The 22,214-nt window shown below is 41.9% G+C and carries 27 protein-coding genes, 2 tRNA genes, 1 pseudogene and 1 other annotated feature; of the genes and pseudogenes, 29 read left to right on the forward strand and 1 reads right to left on the reverse strand.

What is annotated here, in order from left to right; all coding sequences use genetic code 11:
* Window positions 1–39: 39 nt before the first annotated feature.
* Complete coding sequence (locus SB775_RS08185) at window positions 40–180, reverse strand: hypothetical protein (RefSeq protein WP_410861198.1); 141 nt, start codon at window positions 178–180, stop codon at window positions 40–42.
* A gap of 152 nt (window positions 181–332) precedes the next feature.
* Between SB775_RS08185 and SB775_RS08190 the strand changes: the two genes are divergently transcribed.
* The 29 genes and pseudogenes from SB775_RS08190 (at window position 333) to SB775_RS08330 (ending at window position 22,140) form a co-directional block, all read left to right on the forward strand.
* Window positions 333–797, forward strand: coding sequence for an acyl-CoA thioesterase (locus SB775_RS08190; RefSeq protein WP_410861199.1), 465 nt, complete (start codon window positions 333–335; stop codon window positions 795–797).
* A gap of 122 nt (window positions 798–919) precedes the next feature.
* Window positions 920–1,144 carry a helix-turn-helix domain-containing protein gene (locus SB775_RS08195; protein WP_028392149.1) on the forward strand — a complete coding sequence of 75 codons (225 nt, stop codon included), beginning with the start codon at window positions 920–922 and terminating at the stop codon, window positions 1,142–1,144.
* A 223-nt stretch (window positions 1,145–1,367) separates the two neighbouring features.
* Window positions 1,368–1,811, forward strand: a complete 444-nt coding sequence (locus SB775_RS08200) for a MarR family winged helix-turn-helix transcriptional regulator (protein ID WP_089361696.1) — start codon at window positions 1,368–1,370, stop codon at window positions 1,809–1,811.
* Window positions 1,812–1,821: 10 nt separating this feature from the next.
* A complete protein-coding gene (gene racE / locus SB775_RS08205; protein WP_089361695.1) occupies window positions 1,822–2,625 on the forward strand; it encodes a glutamate racemase in 804 nt (267 codons plus the stop codon).
* Between the two features lie 345 nt (window positions 2,626–2,970).
* Window positions 2,971–4,050 carry a GerMN domain-containing protein gene (locus tag SB775_RS08210; protein ID WP_061464300.1) on the forward strand — a complete coding sequence of 360 codons (1,080 nt, stop codon included), beginning with the start codon at window positions 2,971–2,973 and terminating at the stop codon, window positions 4,048–4,050.
* Window positions 4,051–4,874: 824 nt separating this feature from the next.
* Window positions 4,875–5,078, forward strand: coding sequence for a hypothetical protein (locus SB775_RS08215; protein ID WP_318681383.1), 204 nt, complete (start codon window positions 4,875–4,877; stop codon window positions 5,076–5,078).
* Window positions 5,047–5,658 carry an XTP/dITP diphosphatase gene (locus SB775_RS08220; RefSeq protein ID WP_089361692.1) on the forward strand — a complete coding sequence of 204 codons (612 nt, stop codon included), beginning with the start codon at window positions 5,047–5,049 and terminating at the stop codon, window positions 5,656–5,658. The genes SB775_RS08215 and SB775_RS08220 overlap by 32 nt, the downstream gene beginning before the upstream one ends.
* Window positions 5,659–5,660: 2 nt before the next feature.
* The gene (locus SB775_RS08225) at window positions 5,661–6,173 is read left to right on the forward strand and encodes a metallophosphoesterase family protein (protein WP_410861201.1); all 513 of its coding nucleotides are present in this window, start codon (window positions 5,661–5,663) and stop codon (window positions 6,171–6,173) included.
* A 173-nt stretch (window positions 6,174–6,346) separates the two neighbouring features.
* Window positions 6,347–6,420, forward strand: a tRNA-Arg gene (locus SB775_RS08230).
* A gap of 132 nt (window positions 6,421–6,552) precedes the next feature.
* Window positions 6,553–6,840 carry a hypothetical protein gene (locus tag SB775_RS08235; protein ID WP_410861202.1) on the forward strand — a complete coding sequence of 96 codons (288 nt, stop codon included), beginning with the start codon at window positions 6,553–6,555 and terminating at the stop codon, window positions 6,838–6,840.
* 581 nt (window positions 6,841–7,421) lie between these two features.
* Window positions 7,422–7,495 (forward strand) — tRNA-Arg (locus tag SB775_RS08240).
* 224 nt (window positions 7,496–7,719) lie between these two features.
* Window positions 7,720–7,920, forward strand: a complete 201-nt coding sequence (locus tag SB775_RS08245) for a hypothetical protein (protein WP_061464291.1) — start codon at window positions 7,720–7,722, stop codon at window positions 7,918–7,920.
* A gap of 74 nt (window positions 7,921–7,994) precedes the next feature.
* Entirely contained in the window at window positions 7,995–8,231 is a 237-nt protein-coding gene (locus SB775_RS08250) for a hypothetical protein (protein WP_410861204.1), read from the forward strand.
* A 309-nt stretch (window positions 8,232–8,540) separates the two neighbouring features.
* Window positions 8,541–9,296 carry a DUF2087 domain-containing protein gene (locus SB775_RS08255; protein WP_289319938.1) on the forward strand — a complete coding sequence of 252 codons (756 nt, stop codon included), beginning with the start codon at window positions 8,541–8,543 and terminating at the stop codon, window positions 9,294–9,296.
* Window positions 9,297–9,314: 18 nt separating this feature from the next.
* Complete coding sequence (locus SB775_RS08260; RefSeq protein ID WP_089361688.1) at window positions 9,315–9,671, forward strand: GIY-YIG nuclease family protein; 357 nt, start codon at window positions 9,315–9,317, stop codon at window positions 9,669–9,671.
* A 167-nt stretch (window positions 9,672–9,838) separates the two neighbouring features.
* Window positions 9,839–10,047: pseudogene (locus SB775_RS08265) on the forward strand (2TM domain-containing protein).
* Between the two features lie 181 nt (window positions 10,048–10,228).
* Window positions 10,229–10,402 carry a hypothetical protein gene (locus SB775_RS08270; RefSeq protein ID WP_167555994.1) on the forward strand — a complete coding sequence of 58 codons (174 nt, stop codon included), beginning with the start codon at window positions 10,229–10,231 and terminating at the stop codon, window positions 10,400–10,402.
* A gap of 109 nt (window positions 10,403–10,511) precedes the next feature.
* A complete protein-coding gene (locus SB775_RS08275) occupies window positions 10,512–10,871 on the forward strand; it encodes a YidH family protein (protein ID WP_061464288.1) in 360 nt (119 codons plus the stop codon).
* A 434-nt stretch (window positions 10,872–11,305) separates the two neighbouring features.
* Window positions 11,306–11,581 carry a GNAT family N-acetyltransferase gene (locus tag SB775_RS08280; protein WP_410861205.1) on the forward strand — a complete coding sequence of 92 codons (276 nt, stop codon included), beginning with the start codon at window positions 11,306–11,308 and terminating at the stop codon, window positions 11,579–11,581.
* Between the two features lie 146 nt (window positions 11,582–11,727).
* The gene (locus tag SB775_RS08285) at window positions 11,728–11,922 is read left to right on the forward strand and encodes a hypothetical protein (RefSeq protein WP_410861207.1); all 195 of its coding nucleotides are present in this window, start codon (window positions 11,728–11,730) and stop codon (window positions 11,920–11,922) included.
* A 23-nt stretch (window positions 11,923–11,945) separates the two neighbouring features.
* Window positions 11,946–12,221, forward strand: a complete 276-nt coding sequence (locus tag SB775_RS08290) for a M15 family metallopeptidase (RefSeq protein WP_410861209.1) — start codon at window positions 11,946–11,948, stop codon at window positions 12,219–12,221.
* Window positions 12,222–12,501: 280 nt separating this feature from the next.
* Window positions 12,502–12,760, forward strand: a binding site (T-box leader).
* A gap of 115 nt (window positions 12,761–12,875) precedes the next feature.
* Complete coding sequence (ilvB, locus tag SB775_RS08295; protein WP_089361686.1) at window positions 12,876–14,591, forward strand: acetolactate synthase large subunit; 1,716 nt, start codon at window positions 12,876–12,878, stop codon at window positions 14,589–14,591.
* A gap of 3 nt (window positions 14,592–14,594) precedes the next feature.
* Window positions 14,595–15,107, forward strand: a complete 513-nt coding sequence (gene ilvN / locus SB775_RS08300; RefSeq protein ID WP_061464284.1) for an acetolactate synthase small subunit — start codon at window positions 14,595–14,597, stop codon at window positions 15,105–15,107.
* 45 nt (window positions 15,108–15,152) lie between these two features.
* On the forward strand, window positions 15,153–16,181 hold the full coding sequence (gene ilvC, locus SB775_RS08305; protein ID WP_061464283.1) for a ketol-acid reductoisomerase: 1,029 nt from the start codon (window positions 15,153–15,155) through the stop codon (window positions 16,179–16,181).
* On the forward strand, window positions 16,168–17,703 hold the full coding sequence (locus SB775_RS08310) for a 2-isopropylmalate synthase (RefSeq protein ID WP_089361685.1): 1,536 nt from the start codon (window positions 16,168–16,170) through the stop codon (window positions 17,701–17,703). Before ilvC ends, SB775_RS08310 begins: the two co-directional genes overlap by 14 nt.
* Before the next feature lie 15 nt (window positions 17,704–17,718).
* A complete protein-coding gene (gene leuB / locus SB775_RS08315) occupies window positions 17,719–18,831 on the forward strand; it encodes a 3-isopropylmalate dehydrogenase (RefSeq protein WP_061464281.1) in 1,113 nt (370 codons plus the stop codon).
* A gap of 69 nt (window positions 18,832–18,900) precedes the next feature.
* Complete coding sequence (gene leuC, locus SB775_RS08320) at window positions 18,901–20,310, forward strand: 3-isopropylmalate dehydratase large subunit (protein WP_289319944.1); 1,410 nt, start codon at window positions 18,901–18,903, stop codon at window positions 20,308–20,310.
* 28 nt (window positions 20,311–20,338) lie between these two features.
* A complete protein-coding gene (gene leuD, locus SB775_RS08325) occupies window positions 20,339–20,938 on the forward strand; it encodes a 3-isopropylmalate dehydratase small subunit (RefSeq protein WP_410861211.1) in 600 nt (199 codons plus the stop codon).
* A 167-nt stretch (window positions 20,939–21,105) separates the two neighbouring features.
* A complete protein-coding gene (locus SB775_RS08330) occupies window positions 21,106–22,140 on the forward strand; it encodes a tetratricopeptide repeat protein (protein ID WP_410861213.1) in 1,035 nt (344 codons plus the stop codon).
* Window positions 22,141–22,214 lie beyond the last annotated feature (74 nt).

Genomic DNA, 22,214 nt, shown 5'->3' on the forward strand with positions numbered 1-22,214 from the left:
TGTATCTATTTTGATATGGGTTCTTTTTTTTCTTTGTTTTTACATTTGGGTGAATTCAATACTTGAACGATAGGGACCGATAGCCAAATCCATAAAAGATGATAGCTTTGCAAGCGCTCTGAAAAAAGCTAAGATCAAAGTGTGAATGGAGAATTGGAGGAGGAAATCGGCCACACCCATTGACATCGGCCTCCTGCAAAGGATGCTCGTTATGATTAGTGACGTGAGCAATAATCAAAATAAACAGCTTTCAATAGAAAACCCTTTTCATTATCGTTGTTTTCTTATAAAATGAGTGAATAGTCATTCATATTCGAAAGGGAGTGCACAAGTTGAACAGAATATCATATATCGATAATATAACCGAGTGGATCAATGATTTTTCCTTTAAACATGAGATTAAGGTTCGCTTTTCGGAAACGGATATGTTTAGGCACTTGAATAACACGATTCCTTTTACTTATTTTGAAGAAGCGCGGATTGAATATTTCCAGAGCATGGGTTTTATGAAGGATTGGACCTCGGCTGAAGGTGGTGAGATGCCGGTTGTTGCAGATCTACAATGTGATTACCTGAAGCAGGTGTTTTTCAATGATCAATTGACAATTCATGTGAAAGCTGACCATATCGGAAAATCTTCTGTAGATATACATTATATGGGAAGCAAACACGATGGTTCAATTTGTTTCACGGGCAGGGGAACGATTGTCCAGGTCTCCAAAGCCACCGGAAAGCCGATACCTTGGACAGAAGAGATGAAGCGGTCGTTGTTGCATACAGAGCTTGAACATACCTAAAAATATTTCGATTTAGACAAGTAAAAGAGTCACTCCATTGCCCCGGCCAACATACTATATCTTGACTAAATAGACACCCACTCCGGGTTTTATGCTGGTGAAGGCAAGGAGGGTAACATTACTTGAAGGAGAACGAATTCACTCATAAGCCACTACTCACCAAAAGAGAAAAAGAAGTATTTGAGTTACTAGTACAAGACAAAACAACAAAAGAAATCGCAGGTGAATTGTTTATTAGCGAAAAAACAGTTCGAAACCATATTTCGAATGCGATGCAGAAGCTTGGAGTTAAAGGACGTTCGCAGGCAGTCATAGAACTCCTTCGTATGGGGGAACTTAAGCTTTAATGTGTTGACTCTTAATAAAGACTTATAAATATTTCTCTCCCGTCTAGTTGGCAGCATATAAGGAAGGCCAAAACAATTTGGTTGTTTTGACTTCTTTGGATGCTGCTTATTTTTATGAAGGGGGTTTCATTATGGATTCCGGACAATCAATCTTGAAAATCATTTCACTTTCATCCAAAATGGTAGTATGATAAGTTTCATGAAGTGGTGGGGAGCTGTGTGTATGGATGAAGAGAAGCAGGTTGCTTATGTAGCCGATATTGAGAGGGAATTGCGCTATGTATCGTCATGGATTAAGCAAAGGGGACGGGAAATTCTCAATGATTATAAAATTACCATTCCTCAATTCCTGGCTTTGCAATGGCTTTTTGAAGCAGGCGACATGACGATTGGCGAATTGTCCACGAAGATGTTTCTCGCCTTCAGCACAACGACGGATCTGATTGACCGCATGGAGAAACATCAGCTTGTTAAGCGTGTCAAAGATGAAAAGGACCGGCGTGTGGTTCGTATTCACCTTCTTGACGAAGGGGAACGGATTATCGAAGAAGTGATTAATAAACGGCAGCAGTACTTGAGTGGCGTATTAGTCAATTTCAACGAATCTGACATCGTGTCCCTCCGAGGGATTTTAGCAAAACTACATCAAGAAATGAAAGAAAAATGAGGCGAGTTTTTTGAAACAACCGATAGGCATCATTGATTCAGGGGTAGGCGGCTTGACAGTAGCTAAAGAAGTCATGCGCCAGCTTCCAAATGAAAATATAATTTACTTAGGTGATACAGCAAGATGCCCTTATGGGCCGAGGACCAAAAAAGATGTCCAAACCTTCACATGGCAAATGACGAGGTTCCTGATGAAGAAGGATATAAAAATGCTGATCATCGCTTGCAATACGGCGACTGCAGCTGTACTGGATGAAATCAGGGCAATACTTCCGATTCCTGTATTGGGTGTCATCCATCCTGGGGCAAGGGCGGCATTGAAAGTTTCTGATTCCTTGCATATTGGCGTTATTGGTACGGAAGGCACGGTAAAAAGCAAAGCTTATGACGACGCACTTGCTTCCATCAATTCCGATGTGAAAGTAGATAGTTTAGCATGCCCGAAATTTGTCCCAATCGTGGAAAGCGGGGAGTTTCAAGGGGGTATCGTCAATAGGGTCGTGGCACAAACCTTGAACCCGCTGAAGAAAACGAAGATCGACACATTGATTCTTGGCTGTACCCATTATCCACTGCTGGGGCCTGTAATCTCTTCCTATATGGGGGATGGAGTACAAGTCATTTCCTCTGGGGAAGAGACGGCCCGTGAGGCAAGTGTCATTTTGGATTATTATAAATTAATCAATAAAAGCAAGCTCCGTCCGGTTCATCGCTTTTATACTACCGGTTCAAGAGATATGTTTGGTTCTATCGCATCGAGCTGGCTCGGTATTCATACCGATACAATCGAAACAATTAAAATTGATCACCTATAAGGCTTCCATTTGGAAGTCTTTTTTTCGTGAAGCGGAAAAATGAAAAAGCATACCGTTTTGTATATAGCTACAAACCTTGATGGATATAACGCCAGAAAAGAATGAAGCATAAGTAGGATTGAAGGGACAGAAGGGGAAGCGGACAATGGATACGGTGATTATGGGAAATAAGGCATATTAACAGATTCATCCACTGGCAGAAGGCCCGAAATCCCGTTGAAGGCTTACAAACATGCAGCAGTACGGGCAAATTGCCTAGCTCGATTATCAGAGCGGAAAATAATTGGTCTATTTTCCCTTAGGGCTCGTATAAATAGGAGTACAAACTGTCCTAGGAGTGATTTTATGTCCAATAAATCAAAAGTAACAATGGCTGTGACCATTCTGGCATCTTCTTTTTGGCTTTCGGGATGCGGATTATTTGGCGGTGAAGAGAAAAAGGAAATTGATCCACCAAAGGATATTTCATTAGTCGATGATGAATCTTCATTAAAAGAAAAGAATGATGAAGAAAAGCCTGCAACAGATGGAGAAAAAGGCGCTGGTGCTGTTGAATCGAAAACAGTGAAGACAGAGTTATATTTAATTGATAAAAGTGGGTATGTGGTTCCACAGACATTGGAACTTCCTAAATCGGAAGCCGTCGCCAAACAGGCGCTTGATTACCTTGTCGATAACGGTCCAGTCACGGATAAACTTCCGAATGGGTTCAGGGCGGTCATTCCTGCCGATACCCAAATAAGCGTAAACATTAAAGATGGAGTGGCTGTAGCGGACTTTTCGCCGGAGTTCAAAAACTATCAAAAAGAGGATGAACTTAAAATCCTTCAAGCCATTACATGGACCCTGACGCAATTCGACTCGGTCGATAAAATCCAAATGAGAATAAATGGGGAAGATATTTCCGAAATGCCGGTCAATGGCACACCGATAGATGAGAATATCTCAAGATCTTCAGGAATCAATATCGATACGAGTGACGTGGTCGACATTTCGAATTCCAAAGCACTGACCGTTTATTATGTAGGCGGTGACGAGGAGTACTCCTATTATGTTCCGGTAACACGCCGGATCAGCGAAACGGTGTCTGATAATGTAACAGCTGCCGTCCAAGAGTTAACGAAGAGTCCTTCGGGTTCTAACTTGCAAACGGGGTTCATGAGTGATGTAGCTTTACTTGACAAACCTAAAGTGGCAGAAGGTAAGGTCAGCCTCAACTTCAATGAAAATATCCTTGGAAGTTTTAAAGAGAAAAAGGTGTCACAAGAAGTCCTTGATGCTTTGGTCCTTTCTTTAACTGAACAGAAAGGAATTGAAAGCGTTGAAGTACAAGTGCAGGGCAGCGCCGATATTCTTAATGAGGAAGGTAAGAAACTATCTGAACCAGTGGTCCGTCCAGAGAAAGTCAACACAGGTAGCTTTTAAAGAACGATCTTATATGGATATAGCACAAGGAGGCAGCCAGCAGCTGCCTCTTATTCTTTTTTATCACCAATAACAATAGTCTAATGGTTACATTCTTTTTGCATGCTTAGCCCCTTGCTTAAATGTTCATAGAAAAATCCAATTAACCATTGTTTAGGTTGAAAGGTATTTCCACCAAACATTCTCTCTTCGTTAAAAAGTTTTTACATAAATAAAATTTTAAAAGAAAAAAATACCTTGTAATAATGTAATTCATTAGGGGGAATCTTTAACATAAGTGAAAAATTACAACGTTAGATTTCCTTATGACTATTAAATTTTCCTCCAAATTCTATATGGCCGGACTAATTCTTTTGAAAAATGGACACTTCCGGGCTAAACAGATAACTTCTGATACCCTTGTGCTTAATTCTCTGCTGCATCCCCGAGTGCTAAAGAGCTTCAATGATCTTCCTTCCTGAAACTTTATGATTTTTTTAAAGGTATTCCGAAGTTCTAGACAGAATCTAAGTTTTAACATTGAAATTGAAGCTTGAAAATGCAGGTTAATCTTCTTCTGTTTAAATCTCTCTTTTTTAACAGTCATGCGAAAGCGCCCGGTGTTCGATCGACCTAAATTGATTGTGTAATTCACGCAGGTGGCGGCACTAGGACAGGTACCATTAAAGAAGCCTTCGTCGCTTTGGCTGCTTGTTTTAAAAATTGCAGGAGAACTGGCAGTATTTCAGCTGAAAATTTCTGGCTTCTGCAATTTTCGGGGTTATTGCAGAAGCGGGAGTTGTGGTAGACTGAAATTATCTGGAAGATTCAGCGGCCCTTGTGATATGAATCTCATCATGACAGGCAGCGGTGAATTCATTCAATCGCAGGGAACTGGAGAAAAAACGGCTTTTACATATAACGAGTTACAGCTATTTCTTTCTAAGCTCAAAAAGAGCCTTGCTAGAAAAGCTCTTGAATCCATAGCCGAAAAATACAAAAAGGGTGAAATGAAAAATGAAGTCAGTAATCATTGCAACGAAAAATAAAGGGAAAGCAAAGGAATTTGAAAGCTTGTTCTCTGCTAAAGGGTATGAAGTCAAAACGCTTCTTGATGTACCGGATGCACCGGATGTGGAGGAAACAGGTACAACTTTTGAAGAAAATGCGATCCTGAAAGCAGAGGCCATCGCCCATCGGCTAGGCCACTTTGTCATTGCGGATGATTCCGGATTGATTGTAGATGCATTGGATGGCCGTCCGGGCGTATATTCTGCGCGCTATGCTGGAGAGTCCAAGAGTGATGAAGCGAACACGGAAAAAGTCCTTAGGGAACTGGAAGGCGTGCCGGAAGAGGAAAGAACGGCGAGATTTTATTGCGCCTTGGCACTTGCGTCGCCCTACCAGGAAACGATTACTGTATCGGGGACGATGGAGGGCTTGATTACCGAACAGCCTTCAGGAACGAATGGATTTGGTTATGATCCAATCTTTTTTGTTAAAGAGCAGGGCAAAACAAACGCCGAATTGACAAAAGAGGAAAAAAACCAAATCAGCCACCGTGCCCACGCATTGAGGGCGCTAGATGAAAGGCTTGATCTATTTCTAAAAAGGGAAGAAGGAATGTGACGATGAAAGTGCTAATAATGAGTGACAGTCATGGCTTAACTCATGAAATCAGCATGATAATCGACCGTCATAAACAAGAAGTTGCTGCCATGATCCATTGCGGTGATTCAGAGTTGGAAAGAAATGATCCTTACATGTCGGAGTTTTTGGCCGTTGGCGGGAATTGCGACTATGATTCGGCATATCCGGATGATATTGTGGAGAACATCTCAGGCAAGCGTTTTTTCATTACGCATGGACACCTCTATAACATAAATATGACCTTGATGAATTTAGCGTATAAAAGTGAAGAGGCTGAAGCGGATATTATTTGTTTTGGTCATTCCCACGCTGCAGGTTCCGAATTGATTGACGGCAAGCTCTTCATCAACCCGGGAAGCATACGCCAGCCGCGGGGACGAAAAGAGAAAACCTACGCCATTTTGGAAATGGGAACAGACCAACTTGCAATCACCTATTATGACCTTGAAGGAAAAATCGTTGAGAAACTAAGAAATGTTTATCAAATGGGATGACTTCATGTATAATAACCAGGAAGCGTTTTTCCCCGCTTCCTGGTTCATGAAAAAAAGAAAAAACTTTTTATGAAAAACCGTTGACTTTCTTTTTATATCCTACTATAATAAGAGGTGTCCTAAGGGAACAGTTAAGGTAATACATAAGTTTTACCGCAACTTATATCATAAACGTCTCAGTAGCTCAGCTGGATAGAGCAACGCCCTTCTAAGGCGTCGGTCGGGAGTTCGAATCTCTCCTGGGACACTAACAAAGCGGTTATAAAGCCCGCTACGACAACCTTCTATATCGTTTAGTGAAACGGTCAGTATAACGGTCATGTAAGAAATTACACCGTATATCGACTTACATTACTAACGATATAGGAGGTTTTTTCGTATGACCAAAAGAAAAGGATTATTAGATGTTAAAGTAGACGTAAGAGGGTTATTAGAGGAATTACCCGTTTCCAATTCTGCCGCTTCAAAAGCTAGGACTGAACAGCCTGCTATTCTAAGTGACTCCATCTTGATTTCAAACGCTCTAGACGTCATTACAAGGCAAATGAAGGTGAGTGGTAATAGAAGCCGTACTATAAGTGATTATGTAATGTGTCAGTCAGTATACAAACACTTTTGTGAAGTATCAACAGTTCTTAAAAGCCAAAGTTCGTCATTCTTGAAATAAATGGTAGTTGGTGAAATTTAACTGTTGATTTGATGGCTCAAATGTTAAGTCATCACGAGAGACACGTTCTTCACCTTTTTTGTCCCGTGCAGTGGATTTGTTAAGATAACATCGAAGTTAGAATATCTTGAACCATCTATTTTGTCTAAAGCTTTCCAAGGAGAACTTGGAACAAATGACCCAAGTGAAGAAAATGCTATTGAAATTTTAAAAGAATTGCTACAGAACAAGCTAAAAAATTGTAAGAAGGCATCCATTTAAATAGTGGATGTTTTTTTATTGTATCAATAGAGAAAGTTGTTTCTAAAGTAGGAGTGCGAGTGTCATTGTATTGGATTAATACTTGAATGATGTAATATACTGGCCAGCCTAACGGTGATGTCATTGAGCCTATATAGGTGTTTCATAGGAATGCTTGCCAAATGGTTTGAGTATTTGTTAGCCGTAATTCTAACCCGCCTCAAAATATTATATTACTAGTATTGCAATGAGTATTATACTAAGTTATAATAAAAATCACGATTACGGTCTAAGTTCGAAAAGTGACCGTTTTGTACTGAACTGAAGAAAAACAGCGATACGTCTCAGTAGCTCAGCTGGATAGAGCAACGCCCTTCTAAGGCGTCGGTCGGGAGTTCGAATCTCTCCTGGGACACTAACAGAAAAAAGTCAAAACCTTTTAAGGTTTTGGCTTTTTTACTTTTTCTGAGCTGTTTTAAGTTAACGAGGGAATATGGAATGAACGTAGAAAGGATGCATTTCCTTTTGCATCCATTGAATTAATATTGGTTGTATGCAGAAAAGAAGTTTTTTATTTCGTATTTATCGCAGGTGGATGATCTTTTATGTCGAACTTGTTATGAATAAGGAGATGTTTAAATGAATAAAGATAGATTATTCAAGTTCATTCAAACTTCCACTCGGGGCAATTTCTTTTCAGTCGAAATATCCGAAGATGGAACTAAGGTAGTCCAATTAGCCAAGGAGCTAGAAAAAGAGGGAAGAATCAAGTTGAGGGAATGCTCGCGAAAAGAACAAGGTGTTTATCTGGAAGGAATACTTAAGTTTGTGCCAAGCTAATACTTAATAAGCTTTAACAAAGGACTTATACTACGAATTTCATATGCCCCATAGAAAAAAGGATCCAATCATGGATGCTTCGAACTGCAGACAAACTCGATGAAAATCGAGTTTGTCTGCAGTTTTTTTTAGGGTTTGTACAATTTGAACGTTACCTCAAGGCACTCGCTTTCCGCGGGCGGTCCGCCCTTGGCGCCTTTGTGCCTGCGGGTCTCACCACCCGCCCCGCGGAAAGCGAGCATCTGGAGGGGAAATCAACAACAACTCACTACCTGGTAAATAGCAACAAAGTATGTGAAAACAGCCTTTAGATAAGATAGATGAAGGCTATATTTCGACATTTACGCTCCACCATTATTAAGTGCATTATAGCGGAATAGTACCAGGGGGATCATTAACTTGATTGAATGGTGAAAGGTCCATCTCCCAGCTCCCTGAAAATTTGTTCACTATCCCTGCCACCCTCGTTTTATGAATCCCTTCCGACTTTAAGAATGCTGGTATAATTCGTATATCCTTTGGTGCAATTATAAAAAAATCCGTAAAAACATTGACATATTACAAACAAATTAATATTATGTTTAGTATATTATAAACTTTATGAGGAAGTGTTTGGTTTTATGAAGGACGCTGAAATGTTTTGGAGCGCATCCCAAGATGAGCTTAAACAAGGGTATATCGAAGAAGGGAGCCAGTATATTTGTTTACTGTGCGGACTTGCAATTGAAAAGGGAATAGTATATCCGGAAGATGGGGTTCTTTATGAAGCTGAGAGGTATATGAGGATTCATATTGAGCGTGCACATCGTTCCGTTTTTGAATACTTGATTGATCTGGATAAAAAACTTACAGGTCTTACGGACCACCAAAATCGCCTTCTTCGCCTTTTTTACCAGGGGAAGAATGATGCTGAGGTTCAGGAGGAAATGGGGATTGGAAGCTCTTCCACAATTCGTAACCATCGCTTTGTGTTGAAAGAGAAAGAGCGGCAGGCTAAGTTGTTTTTAGCCATGATGGAACTTTTGAAAGATAAAGATGAATATGCGCCGGCGTTCATCCCCCTTCATCAAAAAGCAAGGATGGTCGATGATCGTTATAACGTTACCGAGGATGAAAAGATTACTGTGCTGAAAAAGTATTTCCCTAAAGGCAGTCAGGGTGGATTAAAGTCTTTCCCGCCAAAAGAAAAACAAAGGCTAATCATTCTCCTGGAAATTACGAAGCGTTTTGAAAATGAGCGAAAATACGAAGAAAAAGAAATCAATCAAATATTGGGTGCCGTTTATCATGATCATGTTCTATTGAGAAGATATTTAATAGAATATGGATTTTTGGATAGGAAGCCTGATGGAGGCCAGTATTGGCTGAAAAAATGATGACTGGAGGCAAGGAAGATGGATCGTAAAAAAGAATTGAAGCAATTATATAAAGAAACGAAGGTTGAAGCGGGTGTATACCAAATAAGAAATACGGTAAATAATAAAATCTTTATCGGGAGCACCAGAAATTTAAAGACGTTGAAGGGTAAACAATTTGAATTGGAAATGGGAACGAACACCAATAAAGTTCTGCAAGGTGAATGGAATCAATATGGGAAAGAAGCTTTTTCTTTTGAGATACTGGAGGTATTGAAGCCGAAAGAAACAGGATTTTTCGATGCAAAACGCGAATTGAAAAAACTTGAAGAAGTGTGGATGGAAAAAATACAGCCATATGAGGAACGGGGATACAATAAAGTGAAATCAAACTGACTTATTTCTCCGAATTCCTGGTTCTCGATTTAGCGTTAACACATCTCGTCTCATAATGTAAATTAGATGAATTACGTATTATTAAAGCTGATGGTAATATTTAGTGTTTACGATTAGGTGGTGCTGGGACGGAAAATGGAGATGGATATTTAAGAGCAAAAAAAAGGGTGGAAAACCTTAAGGCATTTTCATTCATTTAACGGTGTCACCTATTGTCGGATCCTGGTTATTGGTGGTTCTTTTATCCATTTGGAGGGTGGAGGATTGGAGTTCTGGTGCATGGCATAGCAACCCTTTGCACATGGGAGCTTTACGTCTTTAGTGGGAAGATAGAAAGATAAGAGAATACATGGAAAAGGATAAAAAGGACAGCTGAAAATGGGATATTCAAAATAGGGAGTCATTATGGCTCTTTTTTTCGTGGGAAGATAATTATGATATCTCACTTGTTGTTAGTTTTTAAATGGTTTAAGCTATTAGTGAGGGGTCCTGTTTGTAAAACTTAGGGGGAACCCTTGAAGGACCTTCTCTAAATACATCATTTTTAGGAGTTGCGAATGAAAAAAATAGGATGGACCATAACGGGGATAGGGACAATCATTGCACTGGGTGCCTTGCTTTATCCTTTGGATGTTATTGATAAAACACAATGTATATATTTATTGCTTGGCGGCGCAGGCCTAATGTTTGTCGGGTCTATGTTCAGGGCTATGTCGTTCCTTAAGAGATGACTGATAATGAGAGGCCCGAGTCCTGAAGGCGGCGGATTAAGATGTGTTACGAGTCTTTCACATCAGTTACATAAGAATCGATTCAAAAATGTTCAATTAAGGTGATGACATGGAGAAAAATCAATTGAAATATGCTCAGCAGCATCTGGCTAATGAACGCACCTTTTTGGCGTGGATAAGAACGGTGATTGCGATAGTGGGGGTTGGCTTTCTCACGACGAGCCTGCATTTTACGATTGGTGTGCATCGGGATGCCCGAATAGACTTGATCAGTATCATACTGGGGATGTTTGCATGTGCATTGGGCCTTGTGATTACGGTGCTGGCGACGTTCGGTTATCTGCAGAAGAAGCGGCAAATCAATGAAGGGACGTTTCGGCCCTCGAGTGCGCACGTAATTCTCATCGCTGTTTTTATGGTCATATTGTTATCGATCATTATTTTATATTTTCTGTCCATAAAAGTATAACGCTCTGCCCTATCCTATATAGGGCAGTTTTTTAGTTTCTGCTATTTACTTATTCTAACACCACCATGGGAAGATTCCTTCCGTTTATTAGCTGCAATAAAAAAACAGAAGCTTGAAAAACTCTGAATTACATTATGGTTGGGCAAGAGTAAGAAAAACCTTGTTAAAAGATTTCATGCAGTACGAACACCTCAGTTTCAGTGAATTCTAGGCTTTACGGGAAATATATATCTTCGGAAAATCGTCTCGGAGTAGCTGGAAAATCAATCATGATTTCCAAGTCATGTCATTTATCTACCTTGGATCATTTTTTATCATCCCTCTTTTATTTGTAAGTAAACTTCACATAGCAATAATTTGAGTAAGCTTTAAATATTTGGTTAATTTCCATTTTGTGAGATATGATAAAAAGGAATTAAAAGGAGGTCATCGAGATGGTGGATATCAAAAAAGGTGAAAGTTCTTTTTTTGTCGAAGAATCTGGCGAGAAACTGGCAGAAATCACATTTTTTAAATCAGGTGATGATGAAATCACAGTTGATCATACCGTAGTTTCTGACAAGCTTCGCGGGCAAAAGGTAGGAAAAGCCCTTGTCGAAAAGGTAATAGGATTCGCCCGTGAGGAAAAACTTAGAATTGTTCCAGTATGTTCGTTCGTTCAAAAACAGTTTGAAAAAAATGCAGAATACGAGGATGTTTTGGCTAAATGAACCGGAGGGCTGACTTAGGGGATGATTAATATCCCCTATGTTCAGCCCTTTTTCATTTTTCAGATACTCTTTACCCCCCAATAAAATAATGGTAAAGCCTTTCCTCCTGCAGTTATGTTCGCATTTAATATAGGAGAGGTGCCAGAATGGCCATCAAATTACAAACCCTATTGAATCACGCAAAGGAAAATATGGGAAGCGGTATGAACCCGGTCGTGAACGAGTCGATACTTGATGTGGTTAAATTAGCTTATGAAGCGGGGATATTTGTTCAAATCACGGCTGGTTACCGATGTTTCTTTATGAACGAGGAAGAACGAATAAATCAAAGCCGATCGTGACATATGCCAGAGCGGGCCAACCCTTGCATAACTATGGACTTGCTGTAGATTTTATCATTGTTAGTGATGACGGCAAGCTGGCATTGTGGACAGAGGCAGAAAAGTGGACAAGAGTACCAGCCATGGCAAAATCCCTGGTATTTGATTGGGGGGATTTTGAATCGTTCCGGGATTTTCCGCATCTTGGGATGTCGGGCGGTTTATCTACGAGAGATCTTCAAAAGGGATGGCGGCCGAATCTTATATCAAGAGTGGCGTCCGCAATCAGTGAAAATGAGGCTGAAAGGGAAAATGGATGATTCTTTTTTTAGGAATCCGATACTTGTGACTGACATCATGTGGATGATGCGTGACATTAATCATTTAATGGGGATATCCGATGTTTTTGAAAATTAAAAATTGAAAAAACTTTTTTTATAAAATGTGGCCATGATAGGTATGTAAGCGTATACAACAAAACTCGCAATTTAGAATTATCAAAAAATTCTCAAAAACCTGTTGACTACTACATGAAATACACGTAAGATAATCACAAATACAAGACATCAAACATAAGCGTTTCGAAAAATATGAATAATGCGAAAAGCATTGAAGAGGATAAGTAGTCTTTTTAAAAGGCAGTCACAGAGAGCCGGGTAGCTGAGAGCCGGTATTGTCCCGAAAGATGAACTCACCTTGGAGTTTCAGCTTGAACGTCAGACTAGTAGGGCTGAACGGGTGCGTACCAGTACCCGTTACCAAAACAGAGAATAGTGTAGACTATTCAAAGTGCGCATGGAGTTTCATGCGAAAAAGGGTGGTACCGTGGAGTGGCTCATCAAGCCTTTTCACCCCTTTAACTTGCCGAGTGCAAGTACATTTGGGGTGAAAAGGCTTTTTTGTATGCCTTAAAACCTGAAAATTCTGAATCTTGGGAAATTACTTTATAGGAAAGTGAAGGGGGTATTAACGAAATGGCACAAAAATCAGTGGTAGCTGATCGGAACGGTGGAAAGACACATTATAGTGGTGCCGAATTTCTGCTGAATGCATTGAAAAAGGAAAATGTTGAAGTCATCTTTGGATATCCGGGTGGTTCCGTATTGCCGATTTATGACAAGCTTTACAGTTCAGAGCTTTTTCATATTTTGACAAGACACGAACAAGGTGCGATCCATGCAGCGGAAGGATACGCCAGGATAACCGGCAAGCCGGGGGTGGTCATAGTCACATCCGGACCAGGAGCGACGAACATTGTCACGGGTTTGGCTGATGCAATGATCGACTCATTGCCGCTTGTGGTTATTTCGGGTCAGGTCGCTACCAGCGTAATTGGTTCAGATGCATTCCAGGAAGCGGATGTACTGGGGATCACTACACCGATTACAAAACATAATTACCAGGTAAGAAAGCCGGAAGACCTCCCGCGCATTATAAAAGAAGCTTTTTATATCGCTTCAAGCGGCAGGCCTGGCCCAGTATTAATTGATATACCTAAAGATATGGCCATTTTAGAAGGTGCATACACGGATGAGGAGCCAGAAATGGATCTCCCTGGTTACCAGCCGACGACCAAGCCGAATTACTTACAGATCAGAAAGCTTGTTGAAGCCGTAAGTGGAGCGAAAAGACCGGTCATTCTTGCAGGGGCAGGCGTCCTGCATGCGAAGGCATCTCACCTATTAAAGGACTATGTCGAGCAGCAAGGCATTCCCGTCGTCCACACTTTATTGGGTCTTGGAGGTTTTCCGGCGGAACACCCCCTCTTTATCGGAATGGGTGGTATGCATGGCTGTTTTGCAGCAAACATGGCGTTATCGAAATGTGACCTATTAATCAATATCGGTGCCAGGTTCGATGATCGATTGACTGGAAATCTAGCGAAGTTCGCACAGCATGCAACGGTGGCCCATATCGATATTGATCCAGCGGAAATCGGTAAAAATGTACCGACGAAAATTCCAGTTGTCGGAAGTGCTAAGGAAGCGCTGACGGAGTTAATCGCACAAAATGGCAAGAAGCCGGAAATTGAAAAATGGACCACACAGCTGACTGCATGGAATGAAGAGTTCCCATTGCGTTATACACATGAAGAAGGCGTGCTGAAACCACAGCGGGTCATCCAGATGCTTCATGAAAAAACGAAAGGGGAGGCCATTGTTACGACGGATGTTGGACAGCATCAAATGTGGGCAGCGCAATACTATCCGTTTAACAAACCGAATTCATGGGTCACTTCCGGTGGACTCGGAACGATGGGCTTTGGCTTACCTTCGGCTCTCGGAGCACAACTGGCGAATCCGAAAGCGACGGTGCTTTCCATATCGGGGGATGGCGGTTTCCAGATGTGCCTGCAAGAACTATCGGTCATTGCCGAAATGAATCTGCCAATCAAAATCATCATTGTCAATAACGGGGCACTCGGAATGGTAAGGCAGTGGCAGGAACTCTTTCATGATAACCGTTTCTCACACAGCATTTTTCAATCGCATCCGGACTTTGTGAAATTAGCCGATGCTTATGGAATTCCGGGTTACAAGGTGACGACGGAGGAAGAAGCCAGCAACTGCCTGGATGTAGCGTTAGCGACAGATGGTCCGGTATTAATCGATTTCCGTGTAAAGCAAAAAGAAAATGTCTTTCCGATGGTAGCACAAGGAAAAGGGCTTGATGAAATGGAAGGAGTTTAATCAATGAAAGGAATTCTAAGCCTCACCGTGAACAACCGGCCAGGCGTCCTGAATCGGATTACGAATCTGTTCACGAAAAGAAATTATAACATTGAAAGCATGGCTGTCGGCCCATCCGAGCAGGAAGGCATTTCAAGGATGACCTTCGTGGTCGATGTTGATGACGAAACAGTCGTTGAACAGATCACCAAGCAATTGAACAAGCAGATCGAAGTATTGAAAGTATATGATATTACGAATCAATCCATTGTGGCGAGGGAACTTGCACTCATCAAAATATTGGTGACAACACATACCCGAGCTGAGATTTATTCAGTCATCGAACCCTTCCGTGCATCAGTAATTGATGTCAGTAAAGATAGCGTGACAGTTCAAATCACTGGGGAATCGGATAAAATCGAAGCCTTCATCGAACTGATCAAGCCATATGGCATCAAGGAATTGGCAAGGACAGGGACAGCCGCCATCCCGCGTGGAATGCAAATAGCACACGCCAAGAGCGCAACAATTGTATAAAAAAAACAAAAACAATAATGAAAAGAAAAGGGAGATGTAATTATTATGGCAAAAGTATATTATAACGCAGAAGCAAACGAGAATTTTTTCAACAATAAAAAGGTAGCGGTCATCGGATATGGTTCACAAGGACACGCACACGCACAAAACCTACGTGACAGTGGTGTAGAAGTAATCATCGGAATCAGGAAAGGTAAATCCTTCGATAAAGCGGTGGAAGACGGGTTCAATGTTTACACAGTTAAAGAAGCCGCTGAACAGGCAGACGTAATCATGAACCTTTTACCTGATGAAACTCAGCCGAAAGTATACCAAGAAGAAATCAAACCGGTATTGCGCGCAGGTCAAGCGTTAATGTTCGCACACGGATTCAACGTCCATTTCAATCAAATCGTTCCTCCGGCAGATGTGGATGTATTATTAGTCGCTCCAAAAGGTCCGGGACATCTTGTTCGCCGTACATATGAACAAGGTGCAGGGGTGCCGGCATTGTTCGCAATCTATCAAAATGTTACGGGTGAGGCAAGAGAATTGGCACTTGCGTACGCTCGGGGAATCGGTTCTTTAAGAGCTGGCGGTTTGGAAACTACTTTCCAGGAAGAAACGGAAACGGATCTATTTGGAGAACAGGCCGTACTTTGCGGCGGATTGACTTCCCTTGTGAAAGCTGGTTTCGAAACCTTGACAGAAGCTGGATACCAGCCGGAAGTGGCATATTTCGAGTGTTTACATGAACTTAAATTAATCATCGACCTTATGTATGAGGGCGGAATGGAAAACATGCGCTATTCCATTTCTGACACAGCTCAATGGGGAGATTTCGTTTCTGGACCACGCGTTGTGACGGAAACTACGAAAGAGGCCATGAAAGCGATCTTGAAAGACATCCAAGACGGTGAGTTCGCTAAAGGATGGATCTTGGAAAACCAAGCGAACCGTCCAGTCTTCAATGCTATCAATAATCGTGAAAACCAACATCAAATCGAAGTGGTTGGCCGTGAATTAAGAAAAATGATGCCATTCGTAAAACCTCAACAAAAAGAGAAAGAAGTGGTAGCCGTTGCGAAAAATTAATATATTTGAAACTACGCTTCGAGATGGGGAGCAATCAGCCGGTGTGAATTTGAATTTTACCGAAAAGCTTGAAATTGCTTATCAGCTTGAAAGATTGGGTGTTGATATTATCGAAGCCGGTTTTCCGGCAGCATCCAAAGGGGATTTCAACTCCGTACAGGAAATCGCGCGCAAAATTAAAAACAGCTCTGTTACGGGGCTGGCGCGTGCTGTAAAAGGAGATATTGATGCAGCCTGGGATTCATTAAGGGACGGGGCGGAACCGAGATTGCATACGTTCATCGCCACTTCGCCCATTCATCGTGAATATAAGTTAAAAATGTCGAAGCAGCAAGTGATTGAAAAGTCGGTTGAAATGGTTAAGTACGGAGCAGCGCGTTTTCCGATCGTGCAATGGTCTGCAGAAGATGCAAGCCGTACGGAACTTGACTATTTGGCTGAAATCGTTGAAGCGGTCATTCAAGCTGGTGCTAAGGTCATTAATATCCCGGATACTGTAGGGTATGCAGCTCCAATCGAATACGGAAACATTTTCAGATACCTTCGTGAACATGTTCCTTCTATTGATAAGGTTAGCTTATCTGCACACTGCCATGACGATCTTGGAATGGCAACGGCCAATTCATTGGCTGCCATCGAAGGCGGGGCAACACAAGTCGAAGGCACAATCAACGGCATTGGTGAACGTGCTGGAAATGTGGCACTTGAAGAGGTGGCTATGGCACTCTACATCCGTAAAGATTTCTATCAAGCGGGAACGGGCCTTGTATTAAATGAAATTAAAAGGACCAGTGACCTGGTTAGCCGCCTTACGGGAATGCAAGTTCCTGCTAATAAGGCCATAATTGGCGCCAATGCTTATGCACATGAATCTGGCATTCATCAGGATGGCATGTTAAAAGAAAAAACGACATACGAAATCATATCACCTGAACTCGTCGGAGTTTCGTCCAATTCACTTGTTTTAGGGAAGCATTCAGGGCGGCATGCTTTTAAAGAAAGATTACAAGAGTTGAATTTTACGGTAACGGATGAGGAAATGAACTCATTATTCGTTCAATTCAAGGAATTGGCCGATAATAAAAAGACCATGACTGATGAAGATATCGTGGCACTGGTGCTTGAAGAGAAAGCGACGGATATCAGTTTCTATGACCTGATTTCTTTCCAGATTTCCCACGGTACACATCAAGTTGCCACAGCGACGGTTACACTGAAAAAAGGCGATAATGAAGAGATTCAGGAAGCGGCTACTGGGGCAGGGAGTGTTGAAGCCCTTTATAACACGCTTGAAAGATGTTTGGGCAGTGAAATCAACTTGCTGGACTATCGAATTCAATCGGTGGGTGGCGGTATGGATGCCCTTGCTCAGGTTTTTGTGAAAATTGATTATAACGGTGTGGAAACGAGCGGCCGCGGTCTTGATCAGGACGTCTTGGAGGCATCTGCCAAAGCGTATTTGAACGCTGTGAACCGTGTGATCATCATGAGGGAACTGGAAGAAAAAGCAGTATTACAATAGGAAGGGGAGATTTCGATGAAAAGGAATATTGCGGTGCTTCAAGGAGATGGCATCGGGAAAGAAGTAACAAGAGGCGCTGTAGAAATCCTCGAAGCCGTTGCCCAAAGATATGGACACGATTTTGAATTTCAATATGGTGAGATTGGAGGCGGGGCCATCGATAACACAGGCTCCCCCTTGCCGGATGAAACAGTGGAGATTTGTAAAAACAGCGATGCGGTATTATTGGGTGCCGTTGGAGGACCTAAGTGGGATGACCAGCCTGCACACCTAAGACCGGAACGTGGTTTGTTGAAAATCCGAAAAGATTTGAATCTTTATGCTAACATCCGTCCAATCAGCTACTATTCCAGCTTGTCGGAATCTTCTCCTCTTAAAAAGGAATTCATTGAAGATGTTGATTTCGTGATTGTCAGGGAACTAACTGGCGGCCTGTATTTCGGTAAGCCAAGTGAGCGCGTTGAAAGAGAAGGGAAAGAAGCGGTTGTCGATACCCTTTTCTATCAGAAAAGCGAAATGAAGCGCATCATTGAACTTGCTTTTGAATTAGCATCGGAACGCAAGAAAAAAGTAACATCCGTGGATAAAGCGAATGTTCTTGAGTCCAGCAGGATGTGGCGTGAAACGGCTGAAGAAATCGCCAAGGACTATCCGGATGTAATCCTTGAACACATGCTTGTGGATAATGCAGCCATGCAACTGATTAAAAACCCGAAACAATTTGATATTATCGTGACGGAGAATATGTTCGGTGATATTTTAAGCGATGAAGCCTCTGTATTGACTGGCTCGCTTGGAATGCTTCCTTCCGCCTCCATATCAACGGAAGGGCCTAATTTATATGAACCGATTCATGGCTCTGCTCCTGATATTGCGGGCAAAAACTTAGCTAATCCAATTGGGACCATTTTATCAGCGGCGTCCATGCTGCGTTTGTCCTTTGGCTTGGAAGATGAGGCACATGCCGTTGAGCAGGCAGTGGAAACGGTCCTTGATTATGGTTTGAGAACAGGCGATATCGCAAATGGCCAACCAATTATTACGTCTACTTCAGAGATGATTGCAGAAATAAAAGCCAATCTTTTAGACCAGGAAGCCATTTCCAATATCATGGGAGCTTACGCATAAACTTCTTTCACGGCCTAATATTAGGCCGTGTTTTTTAAAAAAATATAAGATTGATCGAGGTGGGATAAGATGGGAAAGTCGATAATAGAGAAAATATGGGATCGTCATATTGTAAATGAAGAGGAAAATAAACCGGATTTGATTTATATAGACCTTCAATATATTCATGAAGTGACATCTCCGCAAGCATTTGAAGGATTGAGATTAAAAGGACGCACAGTCAGGAGACCAGACCGTACTTTTGCGACAATGGATCATAATGTACCAACCGTTAATCGCTATTTCATCGAGGATGATATTGCTAGAAAGCAATTAGAGGCACTAGACCAAAACTGTAAGGAGTTCGGTATCCGCCTGGCTGATTTGGACAGCCCGGAACAAGGGATCGTTCACGTTATCGGGCCAGAATTAGGGCTTACACAGCCAGGGATGACGATAGTATGCGGTGACAGTCATACTTCCACACATGGTGCGTTTGGATCGATTGCGTTTGGAATCGGTACGAGTGAGGTTGAACATGTTTTGGCCACACAAACCCTTTGGCAAACAAAACCGAAAACATTAAAGCTTGAGGTTAATGGCAAACTTGGACACGGTGTGATGGCGAAAGATGTCATTTTATATGTGATTTCTAAATTTGGCGTCGATTTCGGCACTGGGCACATCATTGAGTATTGCGGGGAAGTTTTCCGGGATATGTCGATGGAAGAGAGAATGACGGTTTGCAATATGTCGATTGAAGGCGGGGCAAGGGCGGGGCTGGTTGCTCCTGATGAAACAACTTTCTCCTATTTGAAAGGTCGTAAATATTTGCCGAAAGGAGAAGAGTTCGAGCAATGTGTTCAGGAGTGGAAGTCACTTTCAAGTGATGAGGATGCTGTATATGACCAAGAAATCATTCTTGATGGCAGCCTGATTTCACCTATGGTCAGCTGGGGTACAAATCCTGGAATGGCTAGTGGAGTGGACGGTAAAGTACCTACCTTCGCGGAAGGCATCATGGATTCTAAAGAGCTGAATCGGGCACTTGAGTACATGGGTCTTGAGGAAGGCATGCCAATTACGGATATCCCCGTTCAGCATGTATTCATAGGATCTTGTACGAACTCACGCATTGAAGACTTACGGCAGGCCGCAGAAATGATCGATGGCCAGACTGTGCAAAAAGGAGTTCGGGCGATGGTCGTTCCCGGTTCACAGAGTGTTAAAAGGCAAGCGGAAGAAGAAGGGTTGGATGAGATCTTCAAATCTGCGGGCTTTGAATGGCGTGAATCAGGTTGCAGCATGTGCTTGAGCATGAACCCTGATGTGGTTCCAGCCGGAGAGCATTGTGCCTCCACCAGTAACCGGAACTTTGAAGGCAGGCAAGGAGCTGGTGCAAGGACACACCTAGTTAGTCCGGCAATGGCTGCCGCGGCTGCCATTCATGGGAAGTTTGTCGATATCAGGAATTCGGAAAGAACTGAACAGGTCCATTAAGAATAAGAATTAACCGGAGGTGCAGAGAATGGAACCCATTACTATTTACAAAGGAAGAGCGGCGGCACTTGACCGTAAAAACGTGGATACGGACCAAATCATTCCAAAGCAATTTTTAAAACGGATTGAGCGAAGCGGATTTGGAGAATTTTTATTCTATAACTGGCGTTTTGATGAGAATGGAAAAGAAAGTCCTGATTTTGAATTGAATCAGCCCCATAATAAAAACGCGTCCATTTTAATAGCAGGTGAAAATTTTGGCTGCGGTTCTTCTCGTGAGCATGCTCCGTGGTCTTTGAAAGACTATGGATTCGATATCATCATCGCACCGTCTTATGCTGATATCTTTAAAAGTAATTGCATGAAAAATGGCATGGTCCCCATCGCTTTAACCCAGGCTGAAGTAAAGTATTTAATGGAGAGGGTGTCGGCAACTGATTATGAGTTGACTATCGACCTTCCCAATCAGACATTGAAAGATGGCCAAGGGTTTGAAACAAGCTTTGACATCCATCCATATTGGAAGGAAATGCTTATTAAGGGCTGGGATGAAATTTCGATAACCCTGCAATATGATCAAAAGATTTCTGCCTATGAATCGCAAGAAAAGGCTGTATCGAGTTTTTAATTGAAGAATGTCATTTTCCCGTCATCCTTTCATTTGAAGGGATGCGGGTTTTTTTTGAGGAAGCTGGTTAAGACGGAATGGCGTTCATCCGTCCATATAATTTTGTGTTTCCTGCTATTACATGCTAAACTATTTTTCAAAAAGCGAACGGTGAGGCGGAAAATAGGATGGATAATGAGAACAACCAAAAGAAGGCCGGAGAAACCAAGATTATCGCCTTTCCAAATCTCGGTGAAAGGCTGATTGCAAAAGGGCTTGACGAGCTTGGGAACAGAAACTTTAAAGCGGCTGCACAGCTTTTCAGCCAAGCCAGGGAGTATGAGCCCGAAAATGATGAAGTTTGCATGGGGCTTGTAGTCTCACTAGTAGAACTTGAGTATTATGAGGAGTCAAAAGAGTTGTGTATAGAGATGCTGAATAAAGGCATAGGCGACTATTTTCAACTTATCAATATCTATTTGATGGTACTGCTGCAATTAGGCGAGCATCAGGAAATGGTCACGACAATCGAGCTGCTATTTGAAGAGAGCCAAATTCCCTTTGATAAAGAGGAACATTTCGAAAAGATGCTTCAGTTCAGTAAAAGGGCCCTTGAGGATAAAAAAGAAGAAAAGGAAAGGCAAAATCAGCAGCTTGCAGAGGAATTGCAGGAGAATGATCTTTTTGAAGGGAAAATGGATAATGAAATGTTCATGGTCATTTCAAAACTAACGAATATCAATATTCGACCATTTATCCCGGAAATCGCACAATTTCTACAAAATGATGAGGGACACCCTTTCTTTAAAACGATGCTCCTTAACATTCTTATTGACCAGGAATATAACGAGGAAGTGACACTAAGGAAATTCAATCAAACGAAGTCGGTCATACCAAGGGAAATGAAAAGTGTGAAGGAGACGGACTTCTATAAGAAGGTCACCGGCCTGACTGAAGAGGAAATCAGTCAGGAAAATCCGAGCTTATTTGAAATGGTCCATAGTTTGATTGATCGTCATTCCTTTATATTGTATCCCTTTGAACCTGGACCAGAAAGATTTGCGGCTTGGGCAGCAGCCTATCATGCCTTAGCGGAAGAATACATGACTGGGGAAGTTTTTGGGAGTGACTTGGCTGACCTTTATCTGGCTGATGAAGAAACCGTTGCGGATATCCTATCCTATTTAAAAGAAATTGAGGAAATTTCTTATCCCATTATTTAAGCTATTGCTGTTGTAACAGATTAAACCTGTGGTATAATGTAGTGGTTGTAATGTATAATCGTCAGGTTTTGACG

The organism is Peribacillus sp. SIMBA_075, from assembly GCF_046534585.1.